The following is a 21,361-nucleotide window of genomic DNA, read 5'->3' on the forward strand; positions in this document are numbered from 1 at the left end:
CTCGCGGCACAGGCACACGCTAGTCGAGCTGCTCGCTGACCTCGGCTTCGCTGACGGAGGCGCCCTGGGCCGCGACCCAGCCGGTGATCTGGCGGGCCACGGTGCGATCGGTCAAGCCGACTTCGGCGAGCACCTCGCCGCGGGACGCCTGCGCGAAAAACTCCTGCGGCAGGCCGACGTCGCGACACGGCACGTCGACCTCGGCGCGGCGCAATGCCGCCGACACCGCAGATCCGATGCCGCCGTTGACGCCGTTGTCCTCGAGCGTGACGACGAGCTTGTGTTCGCGGGCCAGCGCGGTGATCGCCTCGGGCACCGGCAGCACCCAGCGCGGGTCGACGACCGTCACACCGATGCCCTGGTTACGCAGGAGCTCGGCGACCGCCAACGCCATCGACGCGAACGGCCCGACCGCCACCAACAGCACGTCACCGGCGAGCTCGTCTGCCGGCACGGCCAGCACGTCGACCCCGTCACGCCGTTCGACAGCCGGAATGTCCTCGCCGACATCGCCTTTCGGGAACCGGATCGCGGTCGGGCCGTCGTTGACGTCGAGTGCCTCGCCGAGTTCCTCCCGCAGCCGGACACCGTCCCGCGGTGCGGCCACCCGCATACCGGGCACGATGCCCAGCATCGACAGGTCCCACATGCCGTTGTGGCTTGCGCCGTCGGGGCCGGTGATGCCCGAGCGGTCCAACACCATCGTCACCGGCAGCTTGTGCAGCGCCACGTCCATCATGACCTGGTCGAACGCGCGGTTCAGGAAGGTCGAGTAGATCGCGACGACGGGATGCAGGCCGCCCATCGCCAACCCGGCCGCCGACGTCATCGCATGCTGTTCGGCGATGCCCACGTCGAAGAACCGGTCAGGGAAGCGCTGGCGGAATGCGGTCAGACCCGTCGGGCCGGGCATCGCCGCGGTGATCGCGACGACGTCGCGCCGGCGCGCTGCATAGCCGATCAGCGCCTCGGAGAACGTCGACGTCCAGCCCGGGCCGGGGACCGACGTCGCCAACCCGGTCTCGGGGTCGATGACACCGCACGCGTGCATCTGGTCGGCCTCGTCGTTCTCCGCGGGCGCGTAGCCCATGCCCTTGCGGGTTACGACGTGCACGATCACAGGCATGTTGAAGCCCCGCGCCCGGCGCAGAGCGACCTCGACGGCGTGCTCGTCATGGCCGTCGATGGGCCCGACATACTTCAGTCCCAGGTCGGTGAACATCACCTGCGGCGCCAACGCATCTTTGATGCCGGCCTTGATGGAGTGCATGCACTGGTAGCAGACCTCGCCGATGACCGGGACGCCGCGCACCGCCTTGCGGCCCTCCTCGAGCACGCGTTCGTAGCCGGGCTGCAGGCGCAGGCCGGCCAGGTGTTCGGCGAACCCGCCGATCGTCGGCGCGTAGCTGCGGCCGTTGTCGTTGACGACGATCACCACCGGCCGTCGTGCCGCGGCGATGTTGTTCAGCGCCTCCCAACACATACCGCCCGTCAGCGCGCCGTCACCGACGACGGCCACCACGTGCCGATTGCGGTGTCCGGACAGCTCGAACGCCTTGGCCAGCCCGTCGGCATAGGACAGCGCCGAGCTGGCGTGGCTGGATTCCACCCAGTCGTGTTCGCTCTCCTCGCGCGACGGATAGCCCGACAGGCCGCCCTTCTTGCGCAGGGTGTCGAACTCGTGGCTGCGGCCCGTCAGCATCTTGTGCACGTAGGACTGGTGTCCGGTGTCGAAGATGATCGGATCGTGGGGCGAATCGAACACCCTGTGCAGCGCGAGCGTCAGCTCGACGACGCCGAGGTTCGGGCCGAGATGCCCGCCGGTGGCAGCCACCTTGTGGATCAGGAATTCGCGGATCTCACGTGCTAGATCGCTCAGTTGCGACTGCGTCAGGTGCTGCAGATCTGCGGGCCCGCGGATCTGTTCAAGCATTCGTTCAGTCTACGCACGGCCGTCGTAGTCAGTCCTGTCGAGCTTGGTAGATGTCGGGCACACCGTCATGGTCGTAATCGGCGGTTTCCTGTTCGTGGATCGCCCGATAATGCCTGTTCCGCAGCCGTAACAGGACCGCGGCCAGGGCAGCCGAGGCCAGCGATCCGGTCAGCACTCCGATCTTCACGAAATCGTCACGTTCGGATCCGATGCCGTACGCGAGGTCGCCGATGAGCAGGGATACGGTGAATCCGATGCCCGCCAGCATGGCGATGCCGATCACGTCGATCCACCGGATCGCGGAGTCCAGATCGGCCCGGGTGACCGACGCCAGCACCCGCGTGGTCAGGAAGATGCCGACGGGTTTTCCGACTACCAGACCCAGCACGATGCCGAGCGCGATGGGGTCGGTCATCGCTTCGGTGAATCCGGAGTAGCCGCCGATGTTGACCCCCGCGGCGAAGAAGGCGAATACCGGGACCGCGAAACCTGCCGACAGCGGGCGCAAGCGGTGTTCGAAGTGTTCAGCGAGCCCCGGTCCGGCCTCCGGCCCGCCCGCGGCTTGCGAACGCACGACCGGCACGGTGAAGCCGAGCAGCACACCGGCCACGGTGGCGTGGATACCCGATTCATGCATCAGCGCCCATGTGGCCAGCGCGAGCGGAACCAACAGCCACCACGACTGGATGCGGCGCTGCACGCACAGCGCGAAAAGGGCCAGCGGCGCCAGCGCCGCCAACAGCGCGACCCAGTTGATCCCCTCGGTGTAGAAGACGGCGATCACCAGCACCGCAAGAAGGTCGTCGACGACAGCGAGGGTCAAAAGGAACGTGCGCAGCGCCGAGGGCAGGTGCGTGGAGATGACCGCGAGAACCGCGACGGCGAACGCGATGTCGGTTGCCGTCGGGATCGCCCAACCCCGTAGGGCGCCGTCGCCGACGTGAGCGGTCACCGCGACGAAGATCAGGGCAGGCGCCACCATGCCGCCGACGGCGGCCGCGATGGGCAGCGCCGCGCGGGCGGGGTCACGCAGGTCGCCGGCGACGAATTCGCGCTTGAGCTCCAGCCCGACCACAAAGAAGAACAGGGCCAGCAACCCGTCGGCCGCCCAAGTGCCGAGCGCGAGGTCCAGGTGCAGGCCGAACGGTTCGCCGCCGACCTTCAGATCGCGCAGGGCGAAGTAGCTTTCCGACCACGGCGAGTTCGCCCAGACGAGCGCGACGGCCGCAGCCAGCAGCAGGAGCGCGCCCCCGACGGTCTCCTTGCGCAGGATCGTGGAGACACGGTTTGTCTCGGCCCACGACCCCCGCGAGAGCAGCGTCCGTCGCGCGGACCGGTGGGGTGGGTTGGCAGTCACGGCAAGTCCCGATCTGTGGCTAGCGGTCGACAAAGAATCGCCGACCAGACTTCCCGGCACACCTTGGGCTCAACCCTATGCCACCGATTCGGGGGACGCGCCACGCCGGGTCTGGTGCGCGGAACGGTCCGCGAGTAGATTTCTCCACAGGTGCGCCGGGAAGCCTGGTCGGCTATCGATTTTGCCGACTTCGGAAAGGGACCCGATGCACGACATGCCGCACGCGCCGACGCGCGCGCAATTTCAGCCCGCTATTCACATCGATGGCCTGACCAAAAGTTTCGGGCGGATCGTCGCGGTAGATGACCTCGACCTGACGGTGGAGAGTGGTGAGGTATTCGGCTTCCTCGGCCCCAACGGCGCCGGCAAGTCGACGACCATTCGCATGATGCTCGGCCTCATCCGGCCCGATGCCGGGCGGGTATCCGTTCTCGGCAGCGACGCCGCTGACGTACGTCGAGCCCACCGATGTCTCGCGTATGTGCCCGCCGACGTCAGTCTCTGGCCGTCCCTGACCGGGGCGGAAATCCTCGAATTGATGGCGAATGTGGGTCCACCGGTCGACCTCGAGTACCGGGCCGAGTTGGTCGAGCGTTTCGCGCTGGATCTCGACCGGCCGGCCAAGGCCTATTCCACGGGCAACCGGCAGAAGGTGGCGATCGTCGCGGCGTTCGCGACGCGGGCACCATTGCTGATCCTCGACGAACCGACCAGTGGCCTGGATCCGTTGATGGAGCTCGAGTTCAGGCGCTGCATCCAAGAGGCGAGACAGCGTGGACAAACGGTCTTCCTGAGCTCGCATCAACTCACGGAGGTGGAAGCGGTGTGCGACCGGGTGGCCATCCTTCGCTCGGGCCGGCTCGTCGAGATCGACACCATCGCCGACCTGCGGCGGCTGCGCCGCACAGTGGTCGAGGTGTCGTACCGCGACGTCGCACCACTGCTCACCGACCTGCCGGGTGTCACCGACGTCGAGTGGCTCGGCGCGAACCGGTTGCGATTCAACATGTCCGGCTCGCCGACGGCCGCCTTGCGCGCCCTCGCCGCCGTCGAGATCACCGCCGTCGCAATGCGTGAGCCGAATCTGGAGGAGATCTTCCTCGACTACTACGGGGAGCTGTCGCGATGAGCACCGGCACGGTTGTCGCCAGGCATGCCGCCGCCGCGCGTCCGTCGCCGACACGAGCGGCCATCGGGCTCGCCATCCGCCAGATTCGCCGCGGCACGCTGATCGTGGCGGCAGTGGCCGCAGGAATGTCGTTCCTCGTCGCCGCACAGTATCAATCGACGTTTCAGGCCGAGTTGAGCCAGGATGCTCTTCGAGCACTCGCCGAAAATCCGGCTATCCGGGTGCTTTTCGGCACGCCGCTGGCATTGGATGACGCGGGCGGATTCACCGTCTGGCGAACGGGCACTCCGCTGCTGGTGATAGCCGGCGTGTGGATCATGCTGGTCGCTGTCCGCATCACCCGCGGCGAGGAGGACGCCGGACGGTGGGACGTCCTGTTGGCCGGCGCCCTTCGCACCTCCGATGCGCTACTGAGTTGCGTACTCGCGTTGACAGGCAGCGCTCTGCTGATCAGCACAGCAGTCTGGGGTGCGATGCTGGCCGCAGGCACCACTCCCCTCGGCGCCACCCTCTACGCCGGCGGATTTCTCGGCGTGACTTCGACATTCGCCGCGGTGGGGTTCGCGGCGGGCCAGTTGATGCCGAGCAGAGCGTCGGCGGTGGGCTTGTCGGTGGCGCTCCTCGGCACTGCCCTTCTGGTGCGGATGATGTCGGACGCCTTCGCGGCGTTGGCGGGGTTGGCCTGGGTCAGCCCATTCGGGCTCATCGCGCGGGTGGCGCCTTTTGCCGACAACAGGATCGCACCGCTGGCCGTGTTGGCCTGCTACCCGGTCATGCTGGGGGCTGCCGCCGTGGCCATGGCCAAATCGCGGGACCTGGGAAGCGGACTACTGGCGGTTTCCGGCAGTCGTCCGCCGCGCACGAGGATGCTCGGCTCGATACACCTGTTCGCAATGCGCCGTGCCATGCGGCCGACGCTGGGCTGGGCCGCCGCGATCGCGACCTACTTCGTGATCATCGGGGCGACGATCGCGTCCATCCTCGAATTCTTCGAGCAGAACCCGCGTTTCGCCACGCTGGCCGCCAGCGCCGGCTTCGCGGGCTTGAACTCAGCGGATGGTTTCGCCGCGGCGTTGTTCAGTCTCTCGGCGGTGGCGACAGGGATGTACGCCGCCACCCGCCTCGGGGCGTTCGTCGCCGACGAGCAGGCGCGCCGCTGGACCATCCTTTTCACCTCCCCCGTTTCGCGCGCCGGCCTGCTGGGCGCCGAAGTGGTGGTGGTAGCGGCAGGCGTTGTCGCACTGCACGTCACCGCGGCAGTCGGTATCACCGTCGGGGCCGCGGCGACGGGCGCTCCGCTCGGCCTCTTTGATGCGCTCGCGGGCGCGCTGAACACCGCGCCGATCGCCCTGCTCGCGATGGGAGCGGCAGTTCTGGGCGCCGGGTGGTTGCCGTCGGCGGTCATCGCCGTCGGCGCAGTGCCCGTGGTGGGCGGCTTCCTGGTCGATGTCGTCGCCGAAACTGCGCACGCGCCCCAATGGGTGCGGGACGGCTCGCCGTTCGTCCATGTGAGGGCGGTACCCTTGGCTGCGCCGGATTGGCAGGCGTTGGGCGTGATTCTCGCCGTGGCAGCAGTTTTCACAGTGGCTGGGGTGGCCGGGTACCATCGCCGCGACCTGGTGTCCTGAGGATTGCACCCGTTTGCGCGCGATGCGCCTCAGGTGTTCTTGGCGACGAAGCGCTTGAACAGCGGCCAGGCGATCGCGGCGTTGTACACGACACCGCCGACGAAGTACGGCCACCACATGGCGCCGTCGCTGGCCAGCCAGAAGGCCTTCGCCGCCCAGAACGGCGGCAATATGCCGAAAGCCAGTGCCCACGCCGAATCGATGAACCACGGCAGGCACGGCAGACCGGCGATCAGCATGCCCAGCGCGCGGACCATCGCGATGCCCTGGATCTTATTGCTCGCCAACGCGAGTATCAGGAGCATCGTGACGATCGCGGAGAGCCCGGCGAGCAGTCCGATCGGCACCAGGACGGGTAGGAGTCCGGGTTCGAGCAGTCCGCTGAACGACAGTGTCGTCACGACGTAGACCGTCGTCACCCCCAACACTGTGCCCGCACGGTAGGCGAAGAACGTCGACAACGGCACGGGGGTCACCCGAAGAGCGACCAACGTTTCCGCATCGACCTCGTCGAGCACCAGGAACGCGGCCAGTCCTCCCGCGATGATGATGCTCGTCAGCAAGAGGAAGGCGGTCAACACCAGCGGGTAGTACGGTACCAGGTCGAAGTCGTAACGTGCGGCGAGCATCTCGGTGAAAAGAGGTGTCAGGACGCGAACACCCACCGTCCAGATGACCGGAGCTACGACGATCATCACGAGCAGGGGATCACGGTATGTACCGCGAATATCGTTGCGGCCGAAAGCCGCCAGAGCACTGCCGTGAGTCCCGGCCAAAGTAGACATCACAATCCTCCCGACTTCGCGATGACGTATCGGCCGAACAACGCCTTCGCCAGGTAGCTCAGCATGACAACGGACAGCACGGGATAGAGCAACGCATACGCCAGTTGCCATGGCGCCAGCGACACCTGGTCGAACGCCTCGCCCAGTAACAACAGCGGTCCCAGGGTGGGAACGAGATACAGAATCGGCGTGGACCACACCTCCGAGAAATGCAGTACCGGAAGACCCGTCATGACCGCCAGCGGAACCGTCGCCGACATGAACCAATCGCTGACCGAAGTGAACGGCAACGACGTGATGAAGCCGACCAGCAGCATCAGCAACGTGCCGAGCAACACGCCGACGATCATAGGTGCGGGGCGGTACGCGAAGCCGTGCGCAATGGAGACTACCGTGAGTGCCACCAGCAGTGAAATAGTCAGCAGCACGACGAGTTTCGCGGTCAAGTACTCCCAGAATCGAAGCGGTGTTGAGATGACCGCGCTCAAGGTTCGTTCCTGCTTCTCGAAGAACACCGATCCGCCGACGAAGAAGAACCCGATGATCGCGATGTCTCCCAGAAGGACATAGGGCTCCGCCATCTGACGCAGCCGGTGCGACATCGGCAGCAGCACCGCAAGCCATATCAGGCCGGAGAAGACGGCCGCGTACAGGAACTTCTGCCGAATCTGCAGTGTGATCTCCAGATGCAGTGCGCTCGCCAGCCTGCTCATGTCAGTTGCCTTCCGGTGGCCTCGACGAACACATCGTCGAGCGTCGCCTCCCGGCTATGAATGGTTTCGACGTGGTGGTCGCGCAACACCGCGTGGAACGCGGAATCGTCTGCCAGGCCGTCCATCCCGAATTCGGCCGCCCGCAGCGCCCCGTCGTTGCCCCGATACTCCACTCGCACGCGCCGTTGACTGCGTGCGATCTTCAATTCGGCCGGCGTATCCATGGCGACGATCCGGCCGTCGACCACGAAGGCAACCCGGTCACAGAGCTCGTCGGCGACGCGCATGTCATGCGTGGTCAGAAAGACTGTGCGGCCGCGTGCCTTCAGGTCGAGGACCATGTCCTTGACCTTTCGGGCGTTGACCGGGTCCAACCCCGACGTCGGTTCGTCGAGGAACAAGAGCTCGGGATCGTTGAGCAGCGCGCGGATGAACGTCAGCCGCATCTGCATGCCCTTGGAGTAGTTGGCGACTCGCGTGTCGGCGGCATCGGTCAATCCGACCGCGGCAAGAAGTTCCATCGGGTCGATGGTGTCGACCCCGTATAGCGACGCGAAGAATCGCAGGTTCTCCAGGCCGGTGAGCTTCTGGTAGTGGTTCGGCAGCTCGAACGACACCCCGATGCGCTCGTAGTAGTCCGCGCCCCAGGCGGCGGGATCTCTTCCGAACACGGTTGCCTCGCCGCCGTGACCGCGGAGCAGTCCGATGAGCAGCTTCTGCGTCGTGGACTTTCCTGCGCCGCTCGGACCGAGGAATCCGAGAATCTCGCCCCGGGCGACGCTGAAGTCCATCCCCCGCACCGCGGGAGTGGAGGATTTCGGATAGGTGAACGTCAGCCCGCGCACCCGAATCACTTCGGTAGCGGCTGGCGGGCGCACTGCTGTCGACGCAACGCTCTGCATTCCCGTGCCTTCCAGGTAGCCGGATATCGATCTCCGACCAGACTTCCCGGAACGCCGCCCGTCACTATACTGAGTTTTCAGAAATTACTGAAGTCTCTGAAATCGGAGAGTTTGTTGGACGGCAAGCCCGAGGGACGCGCCGCCGCCGAAGAATTGGCGAGCGTGCTGTCCACCCATGGGATGCAACGCATGACAGCGCGCGTCCTTGCGGCGCTCGTGTTCACCGAGCAACCCGCGATGTCGATGGGAGAACTCGCCGAGCAGCTGCAGGCTAGTTCTGGCGCTATCTCCGGTGCACTGAAAATGCTCGTCGCAGTCGGTGTGGTGGAGCGAGCACCGGCACCCGGTAGCCGGCGCGACCATTTCCGCCTTCGCGACGACGCGTGGGCGGTGCAATACACCAAACACAACGAAGCACTGTCCAGCGTCCTGGTGGCGGCCGAGGCCGGTATCGCCGCCACCGAGGAGGGCACGCTGTCGCGGCACCGGATCACCCAGATGCGCGATTTTTACGTGTTTCTGATGCAGGAGATCCCGGCCGTCCTTGATCGCTGGCACGCACGATCGGCTGCTGGAGCGAAATGATCGTCGAACGACAGAGGGCCATCGATGCGTCGGCCGAGCAGGTTTGGGAGCGCATCGTCACGCCCGAGGGCATCAACGACGAGTTGCGGCCGTGGATGACCATGTCGATGCCGCGAGGTCGCAAGGATCTCACCGTCGAGACCATTCCCGTTGGCGAGCCCGTCGGGCGCTGCTGGATGCGGCTATTCGGGGTGCTGCCGTTCGACTACGACCATCTGACGATCGCCGAATTGTGGCCCGGCCGTGGGTTTCATGAGGAATCGACGATGTTGAGCATGCGGCTGTGGCGGCACGAACGCACGCTCGAACCGGTGGGCGAAGCGCGAACCGTGGTGCGCGACCGGCTCACCTTCGAACTGCGGACCCCGCTGCGAGTGCTGACACCCGCCATCGCGGCTGCTGTCGGGGCGCTGTTCGGGCACCGCCAGCGCCGACTGGCCCGGTACTTCAGCCGCTGACGTCAGATCGCAATACGTCGCGGACGGTCGGAACCCGGCCAGACGTAGTCCAGATCGTCGGGAACATCGGGGAAAAACGTGCGGTAGTGCTGCGGGTCCTTGCGCACCAGCACCGACTGGTGGCTGCGGTGAAATTCCGGATCGCCCAGCCACGGCGGCACCTCCCCCGCCGCGGCCAACTCGTCCTGGGTACGCGGGGTGGCGATGCCGGTCGTGCGGGCCAGGTCGGAGACCATGGTGGTCGCACACGTGTCAGCGTGGCCCAGCCGGCACCATGCGGCGCAGATGTCGAGCCCGTAGCGGACCAGAGCTTCCTCGTAGCCGGCCCACATCGCCGCTGCGGGGTGATGACGCCAGCCATAGCCCGGCACGGTCAGCGCGCGAACCACCTGGATGGTCTCGACCCGCTGCTTGCCGAGCCGCTTCGTGTCGAGGACGCTGGCGGTGTCGTCGAAACCCGGGCAGGGCAAAAACGTCTGCATCCCCCGCCGGATACCCGTTTAGCGGCTCAACACCGCCACGCACTCGACGTGGTGCGTGAGCGGGAACGAGTCGAAGACCCGCAACTCCTCGACCGTGTATCCGTGTCCGCGGTAGAGACCAACATCGCGCGCGAACGACGCCGCCTCACAACCGATATGGATGACACGTGGTACCCCGGCGGCCGCCAGCAGGTCGATCACCTCGCGACCGGCTCCCGTCCGCGGCGGATCGAGCACCGCGACATCGGCCCGCGCTCGCTGGGCGGCGACCGCTCGGCGTACCGAGTCGGTGACCACCGACACCCATCTCATGTCGCCCAGCGCGGCGCGCGCCGCCCGCGATGCTCCCCGCGAGGTGTCCACCGTGACGACCTTGCCTGTCTCCCCGACCGCTTCGGCGAGCACGGCCGCGAATACTCCTGCCCCGCCGTACAAATCCCACGCCGTCATCCCGGGGCTCAGCTGCGCCCAGCCGGCCACCAACTCGCTGTAGAGCCGCGCCGCGTTCCGATGCGACTGCCAGAAGGCGGTCACGGGCACCCGCCACGTCCGGCCCGCGACCCGCTGGACGGCTTCGTAGTCGCCCTCGATCACCTGCGTGGCGGCCCTGCCCTTGGGCCCCGACTTGGGTCCGGACTGCACGACGTGGCGCGTGCCCTCGTCGTCGATCGCGACGTGCAGGTGCGCGCCCGGCGGCCAGGCCCGCTCGGCCAGCCCGTCGACCATCCCTTCGGGCAGCTGCGCGCAGTTCAAGTCGGTGATCAGCTCGGGGCTGTGGAACCGGTGGAATCCGGGTTCCCCTGCGGCGGTGGTGTCCAACCGAACCCGCGTCCGCCACCCGGTTGCGCCCACGTCCCCGACCGGGTCGGCGGCGGCGTCGGCTTCCTCGCGCCAGTGGTACCCGCCCAACCGCATCAACTGGTTGGCGACGACGGCGCCCTTGAGCCTGCGGACCGCCGCAGGCTCGGCAAACGACATATCGCAGCAGCCGGCGCCGTCCGCACCCGCGATCGGGCAGATCGATGCGATGCGGTCTGCCGACGGTTCGATGACCTCGACGGTGTCGGCGTGCAGATACTTCCCACGATCGGCGACCACCCGGACCCTGACCCGCTCGCCGGGCAGCGCGTAGCGGACGAACACGACGCGGCCTTCGTCGCGCGCCACACAGCTGCCGCCGTTGGCGGGCGGCCCTGCTGTCACCGTCAGTTCCGACGGCACAGCCGCGACACCGGTCACTCGAGAAATCCCCTGCGCGCGTCGCCGGGCGCCGACTGTGGCTGCAGAGTCTTGAGCCGCTCCGAGGAACTCAGTTGCCACGGCACCGATGTCACCATCACGTTCGGTTCGAACAGCAAGCGACCCTTGAGCCGCAACGCACTCTGGTTGTGCAGCAACTGTTCCCACCAGTGGCCTACGACGTACTCAGGGATGAACACCGTGACGACGGTGCGCGGCGACTCCCTGCTGATCCGCTTGACGTACTCGAGGACCGGCCGGGTGACCTCGCGGTACGGCGAGGCGATTACCTTCAGCGGGACGCTGATATCGCTGTCCTCCCACTTGTCCATCAGGGCACGAGTCTCGCCTTCGTCGACGCTGACCGTGATGGCTTCCAGCGTGTCGGGGCGGATGGCCCTGGCATAGGCCAGCGCGCGCATCGTGGGCAGATGCAGTTTGGACACCAACACGATCGCGTGGTTGCGGCTGGGCAGCACCATGTCACTCGCGGCGGCGGCCTGCTCCTCGAGCTCGCGCGCGACTGTGTCGTAGTGCCGGCGGATCAGCTTCATCATCCCGAACAGAAGGCCCATCGCCAGGATCGCGATCCAGGCTCCGGCAACGAATTTCGATACCACGACGATCACGAGCACCGTGGCGGTGCAGGCGCAACCGATCGCGTTGATCACGCGAGAACGGATCATCTTGCGCCGGAACATCGGCTCGGTTTCGGTGCGCAGCAGCCGCGTCCAGTGCCGCACCATGCCAATCTGGCTGAGCGTGAATGCCACGAAGACCCCGACGATGTAGAGCTGGATCAGCGCGGTGACCTCGGCGCGGAATGCCACGACGAACGCGATCGCGGCGAACGCCAGGAACAGGATTCCGTTGGAGAACGCGAGCCTGTCTCCGCGCGTGTGCAGTTGGCGCGGCAGGTACCGGTCCTGCGCCAGGATGTCGCCGAGTACGGGAAACCCGTTGAACGCCGTGTTGGCGGCCAGCAACAGAATCAGCGCCGTGACACCGGCGATCAGGAAGAGCCCGACGCTGAAGTCGTGGAAGACCGCGTCGGCCAACTGCGCGATCAGCGTCTTCTGGTGGTAGTCCGCCGGAGCCCCGACGAGTTGTTCGTGCGGTCGCTCCGCGATCTTCACGCCGGTTGCCTTGGCCAACATGATGATGCCCATGAACAGGGTGACCGCGAACAGACCGAGTAGCGCCAGGGTGGTCGCGGCGTTGCGCGACTTCGGCTTGCGGAACGCCGGCACCCCGTTGCTGACCGCCTCCACACCCGTCAGTGCCGCACTGCCCGACGAGAATGCCCGTGCCACAAGGAATACCAGCGCGAAGCCGAGGATCTCCCCGTGTTCGGAATGCATCTCGAAACCCGCCGATTCGGCCTGCAACGGTTCGTCGAGCACATAGATTTGGAAGAAGCCCCAGCCGAGCATGATGAACATCCCGACCATGAATGCGTAGGTCGGGATCGCGAAAGCGGTTCCGGACTCCCTGATGCCGCGCAGGTTGATCGCCGCCATCAGCAGAATCGCGATCACCGCGAACAGCACCTTGTGCTGGTTGACGAACGGCACGGCCGAGCCGATGTTCGACATCGCCGAAGACATCGACACCGCGACCGTAAGCACGTAATCGACCAATAGCGCGCTCGCCACGGTCAGGCCGGCCGTCGGCCCGAGGTTGGTGGTGACCACCTCGTAATCTCCGCCCCCGGACGGATAGGCATGCACGTTCTGCCGGTAGCTGGCGATGACGATCACCATGACCCCGGCCACTGCCAGGCCGATCCACGGCGTCATCGAGTAGGCGGCCAGGCCGGCGACCGACAGCACCAGAAAGATCTCTTCGGGCGCGTAGGCCACCGACGACAGGGCATCGGAAGCGAAGACGGGAAGGGCTATCCGCTTCGGCAGCAGAGTGTGCGAAATCCTGTCGCTGCGAAACGGCCTGCCGAGGACCACCCGCCGCGCGAACCTGGATAGCTTGGACACGAGTGCCAAGACTAAGCCCAGCAGCAATTGCCCGTCGGAAAGCTGTAGCGTTCGACTGCACGGGTTCGACAGAAAGGACCGTGGAGTGCGTGTAGTGGTGATGGGCTGCGGCCGGGTAGGCGCGTTGCTCTCGGACAGCCTCTCCCGGATCGGCCACGACGTCGCGGTCATCGACCGCGACGGCACGGCATTTCACCGGCTCTCACCCGAGTTCAACGGGGAGCGGGTGCTCGGCATGGGCTTCGACCGCGACGTGCTGCTGCGGGCGGGCATCGAAGAGGCCGGCGCGTTCGCCGCCGTGTCCTCGGGTGACAATTCGAACATCATCTCCGCGCGTGTCGCCCGCGAGACCTTCGGTGTCGAGCGTGTGGTCGCCCGGATCTACGACGCCAAGCGTGCCGCGGTCTACGAACGGCTGGGCATCCCGACGGTGGCCACCGTGCCGTGGACGACCGACCGTCTGCTCAATGTGCTGACCCGCGAGACCGAAACCACCAAGTGGCGCGACCCCACCGGCAATGTCGGTGTCACCGAACTGGCGCTGCACGAGGCGTGGGTGGGCCGCCGCATCACCGACCTCGAGACGGCCACCGGCGGCCGGGTGGCGTTCCTGATCCGGTTCGGAGCCGGATTGCTGCCCGATGCGAAGACCGTCATCCAGGCCAGCGACCAGGTGTTCATGGCCGCGATCGCCGGCCATATCGCCGAGGCTCTGGCCATCGCGGCCCTGCCACCGAGCGAGGATCTCGAGGGATGAAGGTCGCCATCGCCGGGGCCGGCGCCGTCGGCCGGTCCATCGCCCGTGAGCTGGTCGACACCCACGAAGTGACGCTGCTGGAACGAAATCCCGACCACATCGACGTCGACGCGATTCCTTCGGCGCAGTGGCGGCTGGGCGATGCGTGCGAGCTGACCCTGCTCGAATCCGTCCTACTCGAGCAATTCGACGTGGTGATCGCGGCCACCGGCGACGACAAGGTCAACGTCGTCGTCAGCCTCCTGGCCAAGACCGAGTTCGCCGTGCCGCGGGTGGTCGCCCGCGTCAACGACCCACGCAACGAGTGGTTGTTCGACGAGAGCTGGGGCGTCGACGTGGCGGTGTCGACGCCGCGCATGCTGGCCTCCCTCGTGGAGGAGGCGGTCGCGGTCGGCGACCTGGTGCGGCTGATGGAATTCCGCAAGGGGCAGGCCAACCTCGTCGAGATCACACTGCCCGACGACACCCCGTGGGGCGGCAAGCCGGTCAAGCGCCTCGAGCTGCCCCGCGACTGCACGCTGGTGGCGATCCTGCGTGGCCCGCGCGTGATCGTGCCTGAGTCGGACGAACCGCTCGAGGGTGGCGACGAGTTGCTGTTCGTGGCCGTCGCCGAGGCCGAAGACCAGTTGCAGGAGCTGCTGCTGCACCCGTAGCTCCGCTGGATTCAGCCTCCGGTCGGGGCGCTGACGTCGTCGGAGGACTCGCGCGCGTTGATGGCCTTCTGCGCGGTCCGGATCGCCAGATAGGTGACTACCGCCGCGACCGCCGTCAACGGCCAGCCCATCGAGATTCGCGCCACACCCAGCCACCCGGTCTGGTCGGCGTCGTACAGATGCCGCTGGACGATGAAGCGGGAGGCGAACACCGCGGCCCAGAACAGCGTCGCCACGTCGAACGCCGTCACCGCCCTGCGTACCCCGCGCCAGTCCCGGCCGTGTCCGTTGACCCAGCCCCAGACATAACCGACGACGGGCCTGCGGACCACCACCGACACGGTGAACACCGCCGCCCAGAACAGCGATGTCCAAATACCAAGCAGGAAGTAGCCTTTCGACTCCCCCATCACGTAGGCGATCAACGCGCAGATGCCGACACCGAAGAAGCCGGAGATCGCGGGCTGGGCGGACTCGCGCCGCGCCAGCCGCCACGCGAGGATGATGCCGGCCACGCCGAGCGCGGCGACGATGGCGGGGATGAGCCCGACCATCTGGGACACCGGAACGAACGCCACCACCGGCAACGTCGAATAGATCAGACCGCTGACCCCGCCCATCTGGTCGAGGACGGCGTTGGCCCTCGTCGACTGCTGGGTTCTAGGCTGCCCCGGTTCGGTTCCGGGGTCGCTCACTTCTGGATCTCGTAGTGCGGGTTGTAGATAGCCTTGGCGCCGTTGTCGAGCTTGCCGACGCGGCCGTGCACCTTGAGGGTGCGGCCCGACTCGATACCCGGGATGCGGCGTTGGCCGAGCCAGACCAGCATCACCGAATCGGTGCCGTCGAACAGCTCGGCCTTCACACCGCCGGCACATGCCTTGCCGTTGCATTCGACGCTGCGCAGGGTGCCGATCATCGTCACTTCCTGGCCGCGTTCGCAGTCGATCGCCTTCTGCGCGCCGGTCGAGGCGGCTTCGTCGCTGAGCTCTTCGACGTCGAGTTGCTCGGGGTCGTCTGTCAACCGTCTCGTGAGCCGGCGCAGATACCCTTCGGCCGTTGCCATGGCCTCTCCTGACCTATCCGCAGATGCACCTTGGACCTACCCAAGTAATCGCCACGTTAACCCTGTGAGTTACGAGATGCCACGTGGGGTCACCTCGCCACGCCGGGTGTACTTCGACCAAGGCACGATCGGGTCATGACGGTCTCTCTCCGCGGCGTCACGACGGTGCTGCTACCGGGCACCGGATCCGACGACAACTTCGTATACCGGGCGTTTTCCAGCGCGTTGCACGAGCAGGGTGCGACGCTCGTCACACCCGCGCCTCAGCCGCACAGGCTCGTCGCCGGTTACCGAGACGCGCTCGACGACGCCGCGCGCAGCGGACCCATCGCTGTTGGCGGCGTGTCGATCGGTGCGGCGGTCGCCACGGCATGGGCGCTGACCCATCCTGGCCGGACGGTTGCGGTGCTCGCGGCACTTCCGGCGTGGACCGGCTCCCCGCAGCACGCACCCGCGGCGGCCGCCGCGCGTCACTCCGCCGAACTGCTGCGCCGCGACGGGCTCGCGGCCACCAGCGCGGCGATGCGGGCGTCGAGCCCACTATGGCTGGGCGATGAGCTGACCCGGTCGTGGCTCGGGCAATGGCCGGCCCTACCGGAGGCGATGGAGGAGGCGGCGAATTACGTCGCACCCACCTGCGCCGAATTGGCAGGGTTGGCCGTCCCGCTGGGCGTGGCCGCCGCCAGCGACGATCCGGTGCATCCGATCGAGGTGGCCGTCGAATGGGTGACCGCGGCACCGCAGGCGGCGCTGCGGACCGTCACGCTCGGCGATTTCGGCGCCGACCCGGCGGTGTTGGGAGCCGCGTGCGTGGCGGCCCTGCTGGAGGCCTGACGGCGGGGTCAGGCGTGGCGGGGTCAGGCGTGGCACGCGTTAAGGGGTGGATCGCACGCACCTGGTGCGTGGAATCAACCCGTCTAAGGCGGTACGGCGAATCAGCCGCCGGTGATTGTCCGCAACTGCTGCATCGCCGAGCCTTGTTCGCTGCGGCGCGCGACCGGCGCCTGCTGACCGGGCGGCTGGCCCTGTTGCGCCTGCTGGGCGGCCTGCTGAGCCGCGGCGGCCTCGCGCAGCTGGTTCGCCATCGGCTCCGGCAGCTCGACCGCAAGCGGCGTGCGCACCGGCAGCGGAGTCTCTCCGCGACGAACAACGGTGTCGGCCAACGCTTCTCGCGCTTCGGCGGCCAGTGTGTCGATGTGTTCCTGCGGACCGTTGACGACGCAGCGGATCATCCACCGGTAACCGTCTACGCCGATGAAGCGGACCACGCCGGGTTGCCCCTGCTGCGCTGCCTGGCCCTGCTGCGCGGCGGCCACGCCGACGACCTCACGGCCCCACGGCCCGTCCTTGATCGACACCTGGGCGCCGTCCTTGCGCAGCGAGTCGGCGAGTTCTCCGGCGATCTCGCGCCACAGGCCGCTGCTCTTAGGAGCGGCGTACGCGGCGACGGTGAAGCGGCCGTGTGGAGTGACAACCCATATCGCGCTGGGCACGCCCTGCGGCGTCAGCTCGACCTGCACCTGACCACCCGCAGGCAAGGGGATCAGGACCGAACCCAGATCCAGTCGGCCAGCGGCGGCCGTCTCGGCATCGTCGAAGTCCTCGATGTCGAACGGGCCTTCCAGTTCGTCGTCGATCGCGTCGCCCGTCGCCTGCCCGGCGACATCGTCGACGTCGCCGATCTCGTTGTCTTTGCGTTTACCGAATGCCATTTCACAAACTCGCATGTCCGCCGGAGGAACCGTGGCCACCTTCGCCACGGGTGCTTTCACCAAGACCAGCCTCGTCGAAAGACGTGACCTCGACCAGCTCGGGCAGTTCTACCCGCTGGACCAGCAACTGAGCGATGCGGTCCCCGCGGTTCACGACGATCGGTATCTGCGGATCGAGGTTGATCAGCGAAACCTTGATCTCGCCGCGGTAGCCGGCGTCGATGGTGCCCGGGCTGTTGACGATCGAAAGCCCCACTCGGGCAGCCAAACCCGAACGGGGATGCACTAGTCCGACCATCCCGTGCGGGATCGCCACGGCGATACCCGTCGGAACCAGCGTGCGTTCACCGGGCGCCAGTTCGACGTCGAGCGCGCTGAAAAGGTCGACGCCCGCATCGCCGTCATGGGCGCGGCTGGGCATCGGCAGATCAGGATCGAGGCGCACGACCGCCAGAGAAGTGGGCACGACGTCAGAGATTACTCTTGGCCGCGTGTCCGACACGCGCGCCACGACGCAATCCGTTCGCTACCGCGAGCGGCTCTGGGTGCCGTGGTGGTGGTGGCCGCCCGGCCTGGGCCTCGCGGCGCTCATCGCGCTCGAGATCAACATGGGCATTCGCGCCATACCCGAATGGTTGCCGTACGCACTGCTGTTGCCCGTCGCCGCCGTCGTCTTGTTATGGCTGGGCCGTACGGAGGTGCGGGTCGTCAGCGGGCCCGGCGGCACCGAGCTGTGGGCTGGTCCCGCGCATCTGCCCGCCGACGTGATCACCCGGTCCGCCGAGGTGCCGCGCAGCGCCAAGTCCGCGGCGCTGGGACGTCAACTGGATCCGGCCGCCTACGTCGTTCATCGGGCATGGGTGGGCCCGATGGTTCTCGTGGTGCTCGACGATCCGGACGATCCGACGCCGTATTGGCTGGTCAGTTGTCGTCAGCCGGGGAGGGTGCTGGCGGCGCTCCACAGTTGAACCGCTCGGCGGCGCAGTCAGGCAGCGCAGTCCGAACAGATCATCATGCCGTTCTTCTCGCTGGCCAGACGGCTGCGGTGGTGTACAAGGAAGCAGCTCGAGCAGGTGAACTCGTCGGCCTGCTTGGGGACCACTCGCACCGACAGCTCTTCGCCGGACAGGTCGGCGCCGGGCAATTCGAACGACTCGGCGGACTCCGACTCGTCGACGTCAACCACCGCCGACTGGGCCTCGTTACGCCGCGCCTTCAACTCTTCGAGCGAATCTTCCGAGACGTCATCTGTCTCGGTGCGCCGTGGGGCGTCGTAATCGGTAGCCATCGTGTCCCCTCCGAATAAACCTTGTGCAGCAGAGCTTTGTACCAGCGTCGAACGCATCCGCCAAACGATTCGTGCCCGTATGAGTACCCGTTGCACTGTGATTTATGTCACATGAGGGCTCGTACCATGCGCGGAACGCAGGAACAGGGGCTTTAGAGTGCAGGCGTGGTCGCGCAAATCACAGAGGGAACCGCGTTCGACGAACACGGTCGCCCCTTCCGGCGGCGGAACTTCCTGCCCGCCATCCTGTTGTTCGTCGCCCTCTCGGTGGTGACGTTGATGGTGTGGGTCATCGCCCTGAACCGTCCCGCCGACGTGCCGGAGGCCGCTGTTTGCAATCCGCCGCCTGCGCCCAGTGATCCCAGCGCCCCCGCCCCGACGCTGGGTGAGCAGGTATCGCGCGCCGACATGGTCGACGTGAGCCCCGCCCGCCTCGCCGACACGAAGATCAGGGTCCTCAACGCCAGCGGTCAGGGTGGTCAGGCCGCCGAGGTAGCCAGCGCGCTGAAGGACCTCGGGTTCGCCGAACCGACCGCGGCGAACGATCCGATCTACGCGACCGCGCGGCTGGAATGCCAGGGTCAGATCCGGTTCGGCGAAGCCGGACGGGCCGCGGCCGCCGCGGTGTGGCTGGTGGCGCCGTGCACCGAACTCTTCCAGGATGAGCGCGGCGACGACAGCGTCGATCTGGCTCTCGGCACCGAATTCACGGAGTTGAGCAGCAGCGACGACATCGAGGCGGTCCTGGCGAGCCTGCGCCCCGACGCCACGCAGGCATCCGACTCGTCGCTGCTGTCGAAGATCCACTCGGGGACCTGCTGAGCCGCGATCGCCAGCCGATCTCTACGGCGCGCCCGCCCCGCGCAGCACGTCGTTCAGGGCGGCCGCGACACCCGGCGCGGCGGCCGTGATGAACCCAGGCCCACCCGTCGCCCCGCTCCCCTGCGGCAACTGCAGCCTGGCCCCGGCCTCCGCGGCGATCAGCGCTCCGGCCGCCCAGTCCCACAGGTGGACGCCGTCCTCGTAGTAGGCGTCCAGTTGACCCGCCGCCACCATGCACAGGTCCAGTGCGCAGGATCCGATCCGGCGCACGTCGCGCACTTCGGGGAGAACCCGCGTCAACACCGCGGCCTGCCGGGCCCGCTGTTCTCGGTCGTACGAAAAACCCGTACCTAACAACGACATTGACAGATCGTCGGCGCCGCTGGTGTGCAGCGATGTGGTGCCGTCGGCGTCGCGCAGAGAGGCGCCGTGGCCGAGCGCAGCCGAGTACACCGCGCCGGCGGGCACATTCGCGACCGCACCGGCCACCGATCTGCCGCCGCGTTGCACGGCCACCGACACCGCGTAGGCCTCCAGTCCGTAGACGAAGTTGACCGTGCCGTCGATCGGATCAAGCACCCAGGTGAGGTCGTCCCCGTGTGCGGGGGTTCCGCCCTCCTCTTCGCCGAGCACATGCTCGCCGGGCCGTAGCTCTGCCAGCCTGTCGCGGATCAGTCGCTCGGTTTCGGTGTCGACGACGGTGACGGGGTCGGTGGGCGAGCTCTTGGTTCGCAGCCCTGAATAGTCTGTCGACGAGCCGGGGCCGCCGAAAACCTCTGCACGGCGCTGCCGCACGAAGGCGGCCGCTTCGGTGGCCAACTGCTCGGCGACCGAGCGCAGCAAGACGGGATCGGCGTCGTTGTCGGGCATGCACCCATCGCAGCACGTTTCGGTCGTCGTTGTCGCCGACTGTCTCCGACAGGCCCGCGCAGCGACTTTCGAACCATTAAGGTGTGGGGCGCATGACGTGGCTGCGGCACGCCTGCCCGGAGTAGAGGAGCGCTCATGACCGCGACCAATTCACCCGCCGTCACCCAGAGCGTCAACGGGAGCCAGCGGCGCGGATTCGGAATCGACGTCGGTGGAAGCGGCGTCAAGGGCGGCATTGTCGACCTGAACACCGGCCAGTTGATCGGCGAGCGGTTCAAGCTGGCGACCCCCCAGCCCGCGACTCCCGAGGCGGTCAGCAAGACGGTCGCGGCGGTGGTCCGGGAATTCGGCTGGACCGAGAAGGTCGGCGTCACCTACCCCGGCGTGGTCACTGACGGGATCGTGCGCACCGCGGCCAACGTCGACAAGGAGTGGATCGGCAGCAACGCCAGCGAGTTCTACAGCAATGCGCTCGACGGACAGCCGGTCACGGTTCTCAACGACGCCGACGCCGCCGGGTTGGCCGAGGAGAAGTTTGGCGCGGGGCGGGACAACACCGGGGTGATCGTGCTGCTGACTTTCGGCACCGGAATCGGTTCGGCGGTGATCCACAACGGCGCGCTGCTGCCCAACACCGAGTTCGGCCATCTCGAGGTCGGCGGCAAGGAAGCCGAGCATCGCGCCGCGTCATCGGTGAAGGAACGCAAGGGCTGGAACTACGAGCGCTGGACCGTCGAGGTGACGAAGGTGCTGGTAGCGGTCGAAAATGCGATCTGGCCGGACCTGTTCATCGCCGGCGGCGGCATCAGCCGCAAGGCCGAGAAATGGATTCCGCTGCTCAAGAACCGGACGCCGGTGGTGGCCGCGGCTCTGCAGAACACGGCGGGCATCGTGGGCGCCGCGATGGCTGCTGAGGTGGACGTCACAGCTACCGCCAAGTAGCCACGCCCGGGATTTGCCGCTGGAGGCGGCGTTCTCGCACACTGTCGTTACA

General features: G+C 67.1%; 24 protein-coding genes. 10 read left to right on the plus strand and 14 right to left on the minus strand.

Going from position 1 to position 21,361, the window contains the following annotated elements:
- Positions 1-19 precede the first annotated feature (19 nt).
- Both dxs and nhaA read right to left on the minus strand, forming a co-directional pair.
- On the minus strand, positions 20-1,933 hold the full coding sequence (dxs, locus tag AAHH99_RS06125) for a 1-deoxy-D-xylulose-5-phosphate synthase (protein WP_418767887.1): 1,914 nt from the start codon (positions 1,931-1,933) through the stop codon (positions 20-22).
- Positions 1,934-1,961: 28 nt separating this feature from the next.
- Positions 1,962-3,290, minus strand: coding sequence for a Na+/H+ antiporter NhaA (gene nhaA, locus AAHH99_RS06130; RefSeq protein WP_064415845.1), 1,329 nt, complete (start codon positions 3,288-3,290; stop codon positions 1,962-1,964).
- 205 nt (positions 3,291-3,495) lie between these two features.
- Here nhaA and AAHH99_RS06135 point away from each other — a divergent pair, with 205 nt between their 5' ends.
- On the plus strand, positions 3,496-4,419 hold the full coding sequence (locus AAHH99_RS06135; RefSeq protein WP_418767888.1) for an ATP-binding cassette domain-containing protein: 924 nt from the start codon (positions 3,496-3,498) through the stop codon (positions 4,417-4,419).
- A complete protein-coding gene (locus AAHH99_RS06140) occupies positions 4,416-6,047 on the plus strand; it encodes an ABC transporter permease (RefSeq protein WP_418767889.1) in 1,632 nt (543 codons plus the stop codon). The genes AAHH99_RS06135 and AAHH99_RS06140 overlap by 4 nt, the downstream gene beginning before the upstream one ends.
- A gap of 29 nt (positions 6,048-6,076) precedes the next feature.
- On the opposite strand, the gene AAHH99_RS06145 is transcribed toward AAHH99_RS06140, so the two are convergent.
- Genes AAHH99_RS06145 through AAHH99_RS06155 form a run of 3 tightly spaced genes read right to left on the minus strand, consistent with a single transcriptional unit; the run spans position 6,077 to position 8,447 of the window.
- On the minus strand, positions 6,077-6,832 hold the full coding sequence (locus tag AAHH99_RS06145) for an ABC transporter permease (protein WP_418767890.1): 756 nt from the start codon (positions 6,830-6,832) through the stop codon (positions 6,077-6,079).
- Positions 6,832-7,545 carry a hypothetical protein gene (locus AAHH99_RS06150; protein ID WP_064415849.1) on the minus strand — a complete coding sequence of 238 codons (714 nt, stop codon included), beginning with the start codon at positions 7,543-7,545 and terminating at the stop codon, positions 6,832-6,834. Before AAHH99_RS06150 ends, AAHH99_RS06145 begins: the two co-directional genes overlap by 1 nt.
- Positions 7,542-8,447, minus strand: coding sequence for an ABC transporter ATP-binding protein (locus tag AAHH99_RS06155; RefSeq protein ID WP_064417018.1), 906 nt, complete (start codon positions 8,445-8,447; stop codon positions 7,542-7,544). The genes AAHH99_RS06150 and AAHH99_RS06155 overlap by 4 nt, the downstream gene beginning before the upstream one ends.
- 180 nt (positions 8,448-8,627) lie before the next feature.
- On the opposite strand from AAHH99_RS06155, the gene AAHH99_RS06160 reads away from it, so the two are divergent.
- On the plus strand, positions 8,628-9,032 hold the full coding sequence (locus tag AAHH99_RS06160; protein WP_082680649.1) for a GbsR/MarR family transcriptional regulator: 405 nt from the start codon (positions 8,628-8,630) through the stop codon (positions 9,030-9,032).
- A complete protein-coding gene (locus AAHH99_RS06165; RefSeq protein WP_064426019.1) occupies positions 9,029-9,490 on the plus strand; it encodes a hypothetical protein in 462 nt (153 codons plus the stop codon). Before AAHH99_RS06160 ends, AAHH99_RS06165 begins: the two co-directional genes overlap by 4 nt.
- 2 nt (positions 9,491-9,492) lie before the next feature.
- Here AAHH99_RS06165 and AAHH99_RS06170 read toward each other — a convergent pair whose 3' ends face one another.
- The 3 genes from AAHH99_RS06170 to AAHH99_RS06180 are packed head-to-tail and all read right to left on the minus strand — an operon-like array spanning position 9,493 to position 13,202.
- Positions 9,493-9,972, minus strand: coding sequence for an MSMEG_6728 family protein (locus AAHH99_RS06170; RefSeq protein ID WP_064426020.1), 480 nt, complete (start codon positions 9,970-9,972; stop codon positions 9,493-9,495).
- 18 nt (positions 9,973-9,990) lie between these two features.
- Positions 9,991-11,211: a class I SAM-dependent RNA methyltransferase gene (locus AAHH99_RS06175; RefSeq protein ID WP_418767891.1), complete on the minus strand. Its 1,221-nt coding sequence runs from the start codon at positions 11,209-11,211 to the stop codon at positions 9,991-9,993.
- On the minus strand, positions 11,208-13,202 hold the full coding sequence (locus AAHH99_RS06180; RefSeq protein WP_418767892.1) for an APC family permease: 1,995 nt from the start codon (positions 13,200-13,202) through the stop codon (positions 11,208-11,210). Before AAHH99_RS06180 ends, AAHH99_RS06175 begins: the two co-directional genes overlap by 4 nt.
- An 85-nt stretch (positions 13,203-13,287) precedes the next feature.
- Between AAHH99_RS06180 and AAHH99_RS06185 the strand changes: the two genes are divergently transcribed.
- A complete protein-coding gene (locus AAHH99_RS06185) occupies positions 13,288-13,959 on the plus strand; it encodes a potassium channel family protein (RefSeq protein WP_082961556.1) in 672 nt (223 codons plus the stop codon).
- Entirely contained in the window at positions 13,956-14,612 is a 657-nt protein-coding gene (locus AAHH99_RS06190; protein ID WP_418767893.1) for a potassium channel family protein, read from the plus strand. The genes AAHH99_RS06185 and AAHH99_RS06190 overlap by 4 nt, the downstream gene beginning before the upstream one ends.
- 11 nt (positions 14,613-14,623) lie before the next feature.
- On the opposite strand, the gene AAHH99_RS06195 is transcribed toward AAHH99_RS06190, so the two are convergent.
- The gene (locus AAHH99_RS06195) at positions 14,624-15,307 is read right to left on the minus strand and encodes a DUF3159 domain-containing protein (protein WP_418767894.1); all 684 of its coding nucleotides are present in this window, start codon (positions 15,305-15,307) and stop codon (positions 14,624-14,626) included.
- Positions 15,304-15,675, minus strand: a complete 372-nt coding sequence (locus AAHH99_RS06200; protein WP_418767895.1) for an OB-fold nucleic acid binding domain-containing protein — start codon at positions 15,673-15,675, stop codon at positions 15,304-15,306. The genes AAHH99_RS06195 and AAHH99_RS06200 overlap by 4 nt, the downstream gene beginning before the upstream one ends.
- A 135-nt stretch (positions 15,676-15,810) precedes the next feature.
- Here AAHH99_RS06200 and AAHH99_RS06205 point away from each other — a divergent pair, with 135 nt between their 5' ends.
- Positions 15,811-16,509, plus strand: coding sequence for an alpha/beta hydrolase (locus AAHH99_RS06205; protein ID WP_418767896.1), 699 nt, complete (start codon positions 15,811-15,813; stop codon positions 16,507-16,509).
- Between the two features lie 101 nt (positions 16,510-16,610).
- Here the strand turns inward: AAHH99_RS06205 and AAHH99_RS06210 are convergent, their stop codons facing one another.
- Both AAHH99_RS06210 and dut read right to left on the minus strand, forming a co-directional pair.
- Entirely contained in the window at positions 16,611-17,387 is a 777-nt protein-coding gene (locus AAHH99_RS06210; RefSeq protein ID WP_066841416.1) for a DUF3710 domain-containing protein, read from the minus strand.
- A gap of 1 nt (position 17,388) precedes the next feature.
- On the minus strand, positions 17,389-17,853 hold the full coding sequence (gene dut, locus AAHH99_RS06215) for a dUTP diphosphatase (protein WP_418767897.1): 465 nt from the start codon (positions 17,851-17,853) through the stop codon (positions 17,389-17,391).
- A gap of 25 nt (positions 17,854-17,878) precedes the next feature.
- Here dut and AAHH99_RS06220 point away from each other — a divergent pair, with 25 nt between their 5' ends.
- Positions 17,879-18,355, plus strand: coding sequence for a DUF3093 domain-containing protein (locus AAHH99_RS06220; RefSeq protein WP_418767898.1), 477 nt, complete (start codon positions 17,879-17,881; stop codon positions 18,353-18,355).
- Positions 18,356-18,372: 17 nt separating this feature from the next.
- On the opposite strand, the gene AAHH99_RS06225 is transcribed toward AAHH99_RS06220, so the two are convergent.
- Positions 18,373-18,675 carry a DUF4193 domain-containing protein gene (locus AAHH99_RS06225; RefSeq protein WP_064350907.1) on the minus strand — a complete coding sequence of 101 codons (303 nt, stop codon included), beginning with the start codon at positions 18,673-18,675 and terminating at the stop codon, positions 18,373-18,375.
- 165 nt (positions 18,676-18,840) lie between these two features.
- On the opposite strand from AAHH99_RS06225, the gene cei reads away from it, so the two are divergent.
- Positions 18,841-19,497: an envelope integrity protein Cei gene (cei, locus tag AAHH99_RS06230; protein ID WP_418767899.1), complete on the plus strand. Its 657-nt coding sequence runs from the start codon at positions 18,841-18,843 to the stop codon at positions 19,495-19,497.
- A gap of 21 nt (positions 19,498-19,518) precedes the next feature.
- Here cei and AAHH99_RS06235 read toward each other — a convergent pair whose 3' ends face one another.
- Positions 19,519-20,367, minus strand: coding sequence for an inositol monophosphatase family protein (locus tag AAHH99_RS06235; RefSeq protein ID WP_418767900.1), 849 nt, complete (start codon positions 20,365-20,367; stop codon positions 19,519-19,521).
- 135 nt (positions 20,368-20,502) lie between these two features.
- On the opposite strand from AAHH99_RS06235, the gene ppgK reads away from it, so the two are divergent.
- Entirely contained in the window at positions 20,503-21,309 is an 807-nt protein-coding gene (ppgK, locus tag AAHH99_RS06240; protein ID WP_418767901.1) for a polyphosphate--glucose phosphotransferase, read from the plus strand.
- The last annotated feature ends 52 nt before the right edge of the window (positions 21,310-21,361 follow it).

This window comes from Mycobacterium neumannii (genome assembly GCF_048452905.1).
Classification (GTDB): domain Bacteria; phylum Actinomycetota; class Actinomycetes; order Mycobacteriales; family Mycobacteriaceae; genus Mycobacterium; species Mycobacterium neumannii_B.

What these genes read in the sequence shown, in the direction of transcription:
- AAHH99_RS06145 (WP_418767890.1), bottom strand. Translation starts at nt 6,832, where the DNA reads ATGTCTACTTTGGCCGGGACTCACGGCAGTGCTCTGGCGGCTTTCGGC.
- AAHH99_RS06150 (WP_064415849.1), bottom strand. Translation starts at nt 7,545, where the DNA reads ATGAGCAGGCTGGCGAGCGCACTGCATCTGGAGATCACACTGCAGATT.
- AAHH99_RS06155 (WP_064417018.1), bottom strand. Translation starts at nt 8,447, where the DNA reads ATGCAGAGCGTTGCGTCGACAGCAGTGCGCCCGCCAGCCGCTACCGAA.
- dxs (WP_418767887.1), bottom strand. Translation starts at nt 1,933, where the DNA reads ATGCTTGAACAGATCCGCGGGCCCGCAGATCTGCAGCACCTGACGCAG.
- AAHH99_RS06210 (WP_066841416.1), bottom strand. Translation starts at nt 17,387, where the DNA reads ATGGCATTCGGTAAACGCAAAGACAACGAGATCGGCGACGTCGACGAT.
- AAHH99_RS06190 (WP_418767893.1), top strand. Translation starts at nt 13,956, where the DNA reads ATGAAGGTCGCCATCGCCGGGGCCGGCGCCGTCGGCCGGTCCATCGCC.
- AAHH99_RS06170 (WP_064426020.1), bottom strand. Translation starts at nt 9,972, where the DNA reads ATGCAGACGTTTTTGCCCTGCCCGGGTTTCGACGACACCGCCAGCGTC.
- AAHH99_RS06160 (WP_082680649.1), top strand. Translation starts at nt 8,628, where the DNA reads ATGCAACGCATGACAGCGCGCGTCCTTGCGGCGCTCGTGTTCACCGAG.
- AAHH99_RS06135 (WP_418767888.1), top strand. Translation starts at nt 3,496, where the DNA reads ATGCACGACATGCCGCACGCGCCGACGCGCGCGCAATTTCAGCCCGCT.
- AAHH99_RS06165 (WP_064426019.1), top strand. Translation starts at nt 9,029, where the DNA reads ATGATCGTCGAACGACAGAGGGCCATCGATGCGTCGGCCGAGCAGGTT.
- AAHH99_RS06235 (WP_418767900.1), bottom strand. Translation starts at nt 20,367, where the DNA reads ATGCCCGACAACGACGCCGATCCCGTCTTGCTGCGCTCGGTCGCCGAG.
- AAHH99_RS06225 (WP_064350907.1), bottom strand. Translation starts at nt 18,675, where the DNA reads ATGGCTACCGATTACGACGCCCCACGGCGCACCGAGACAGATGACGTC.
- AAHH99_RS06205 (WP_418767896.1), top strand. Translation starts at nt 15,811, where the DNA reads ATGACGGTCTCTCTCCGCGGCGTCACGACGGTGCTGCTACCGGGCACC.
- ppgK (WP_418767901.1), top strand. Translation starts at nt 20,503, where the DNA reads ATGACCGCGACCAATTCACCCGCCGTCACCCAGAGCGTCAACGGGAGC.
- AAHH99_RS06200 (WP_418767895.1), bottom strand. Translation starts at nt 15,675, where the DNA reads ATGGCAACGGCCGAAGGGTATCTGCGCCGGCTCACGAGACGGTTGACA.
- AAHH99_RS06140 (WP_418767889.1), top strand. Translation starts at nt 4,416, where the DNA reads ATGAGCACCGGCACGGTTGTCGCCAGGCATGCCGCCGCCGCGCGTCCG.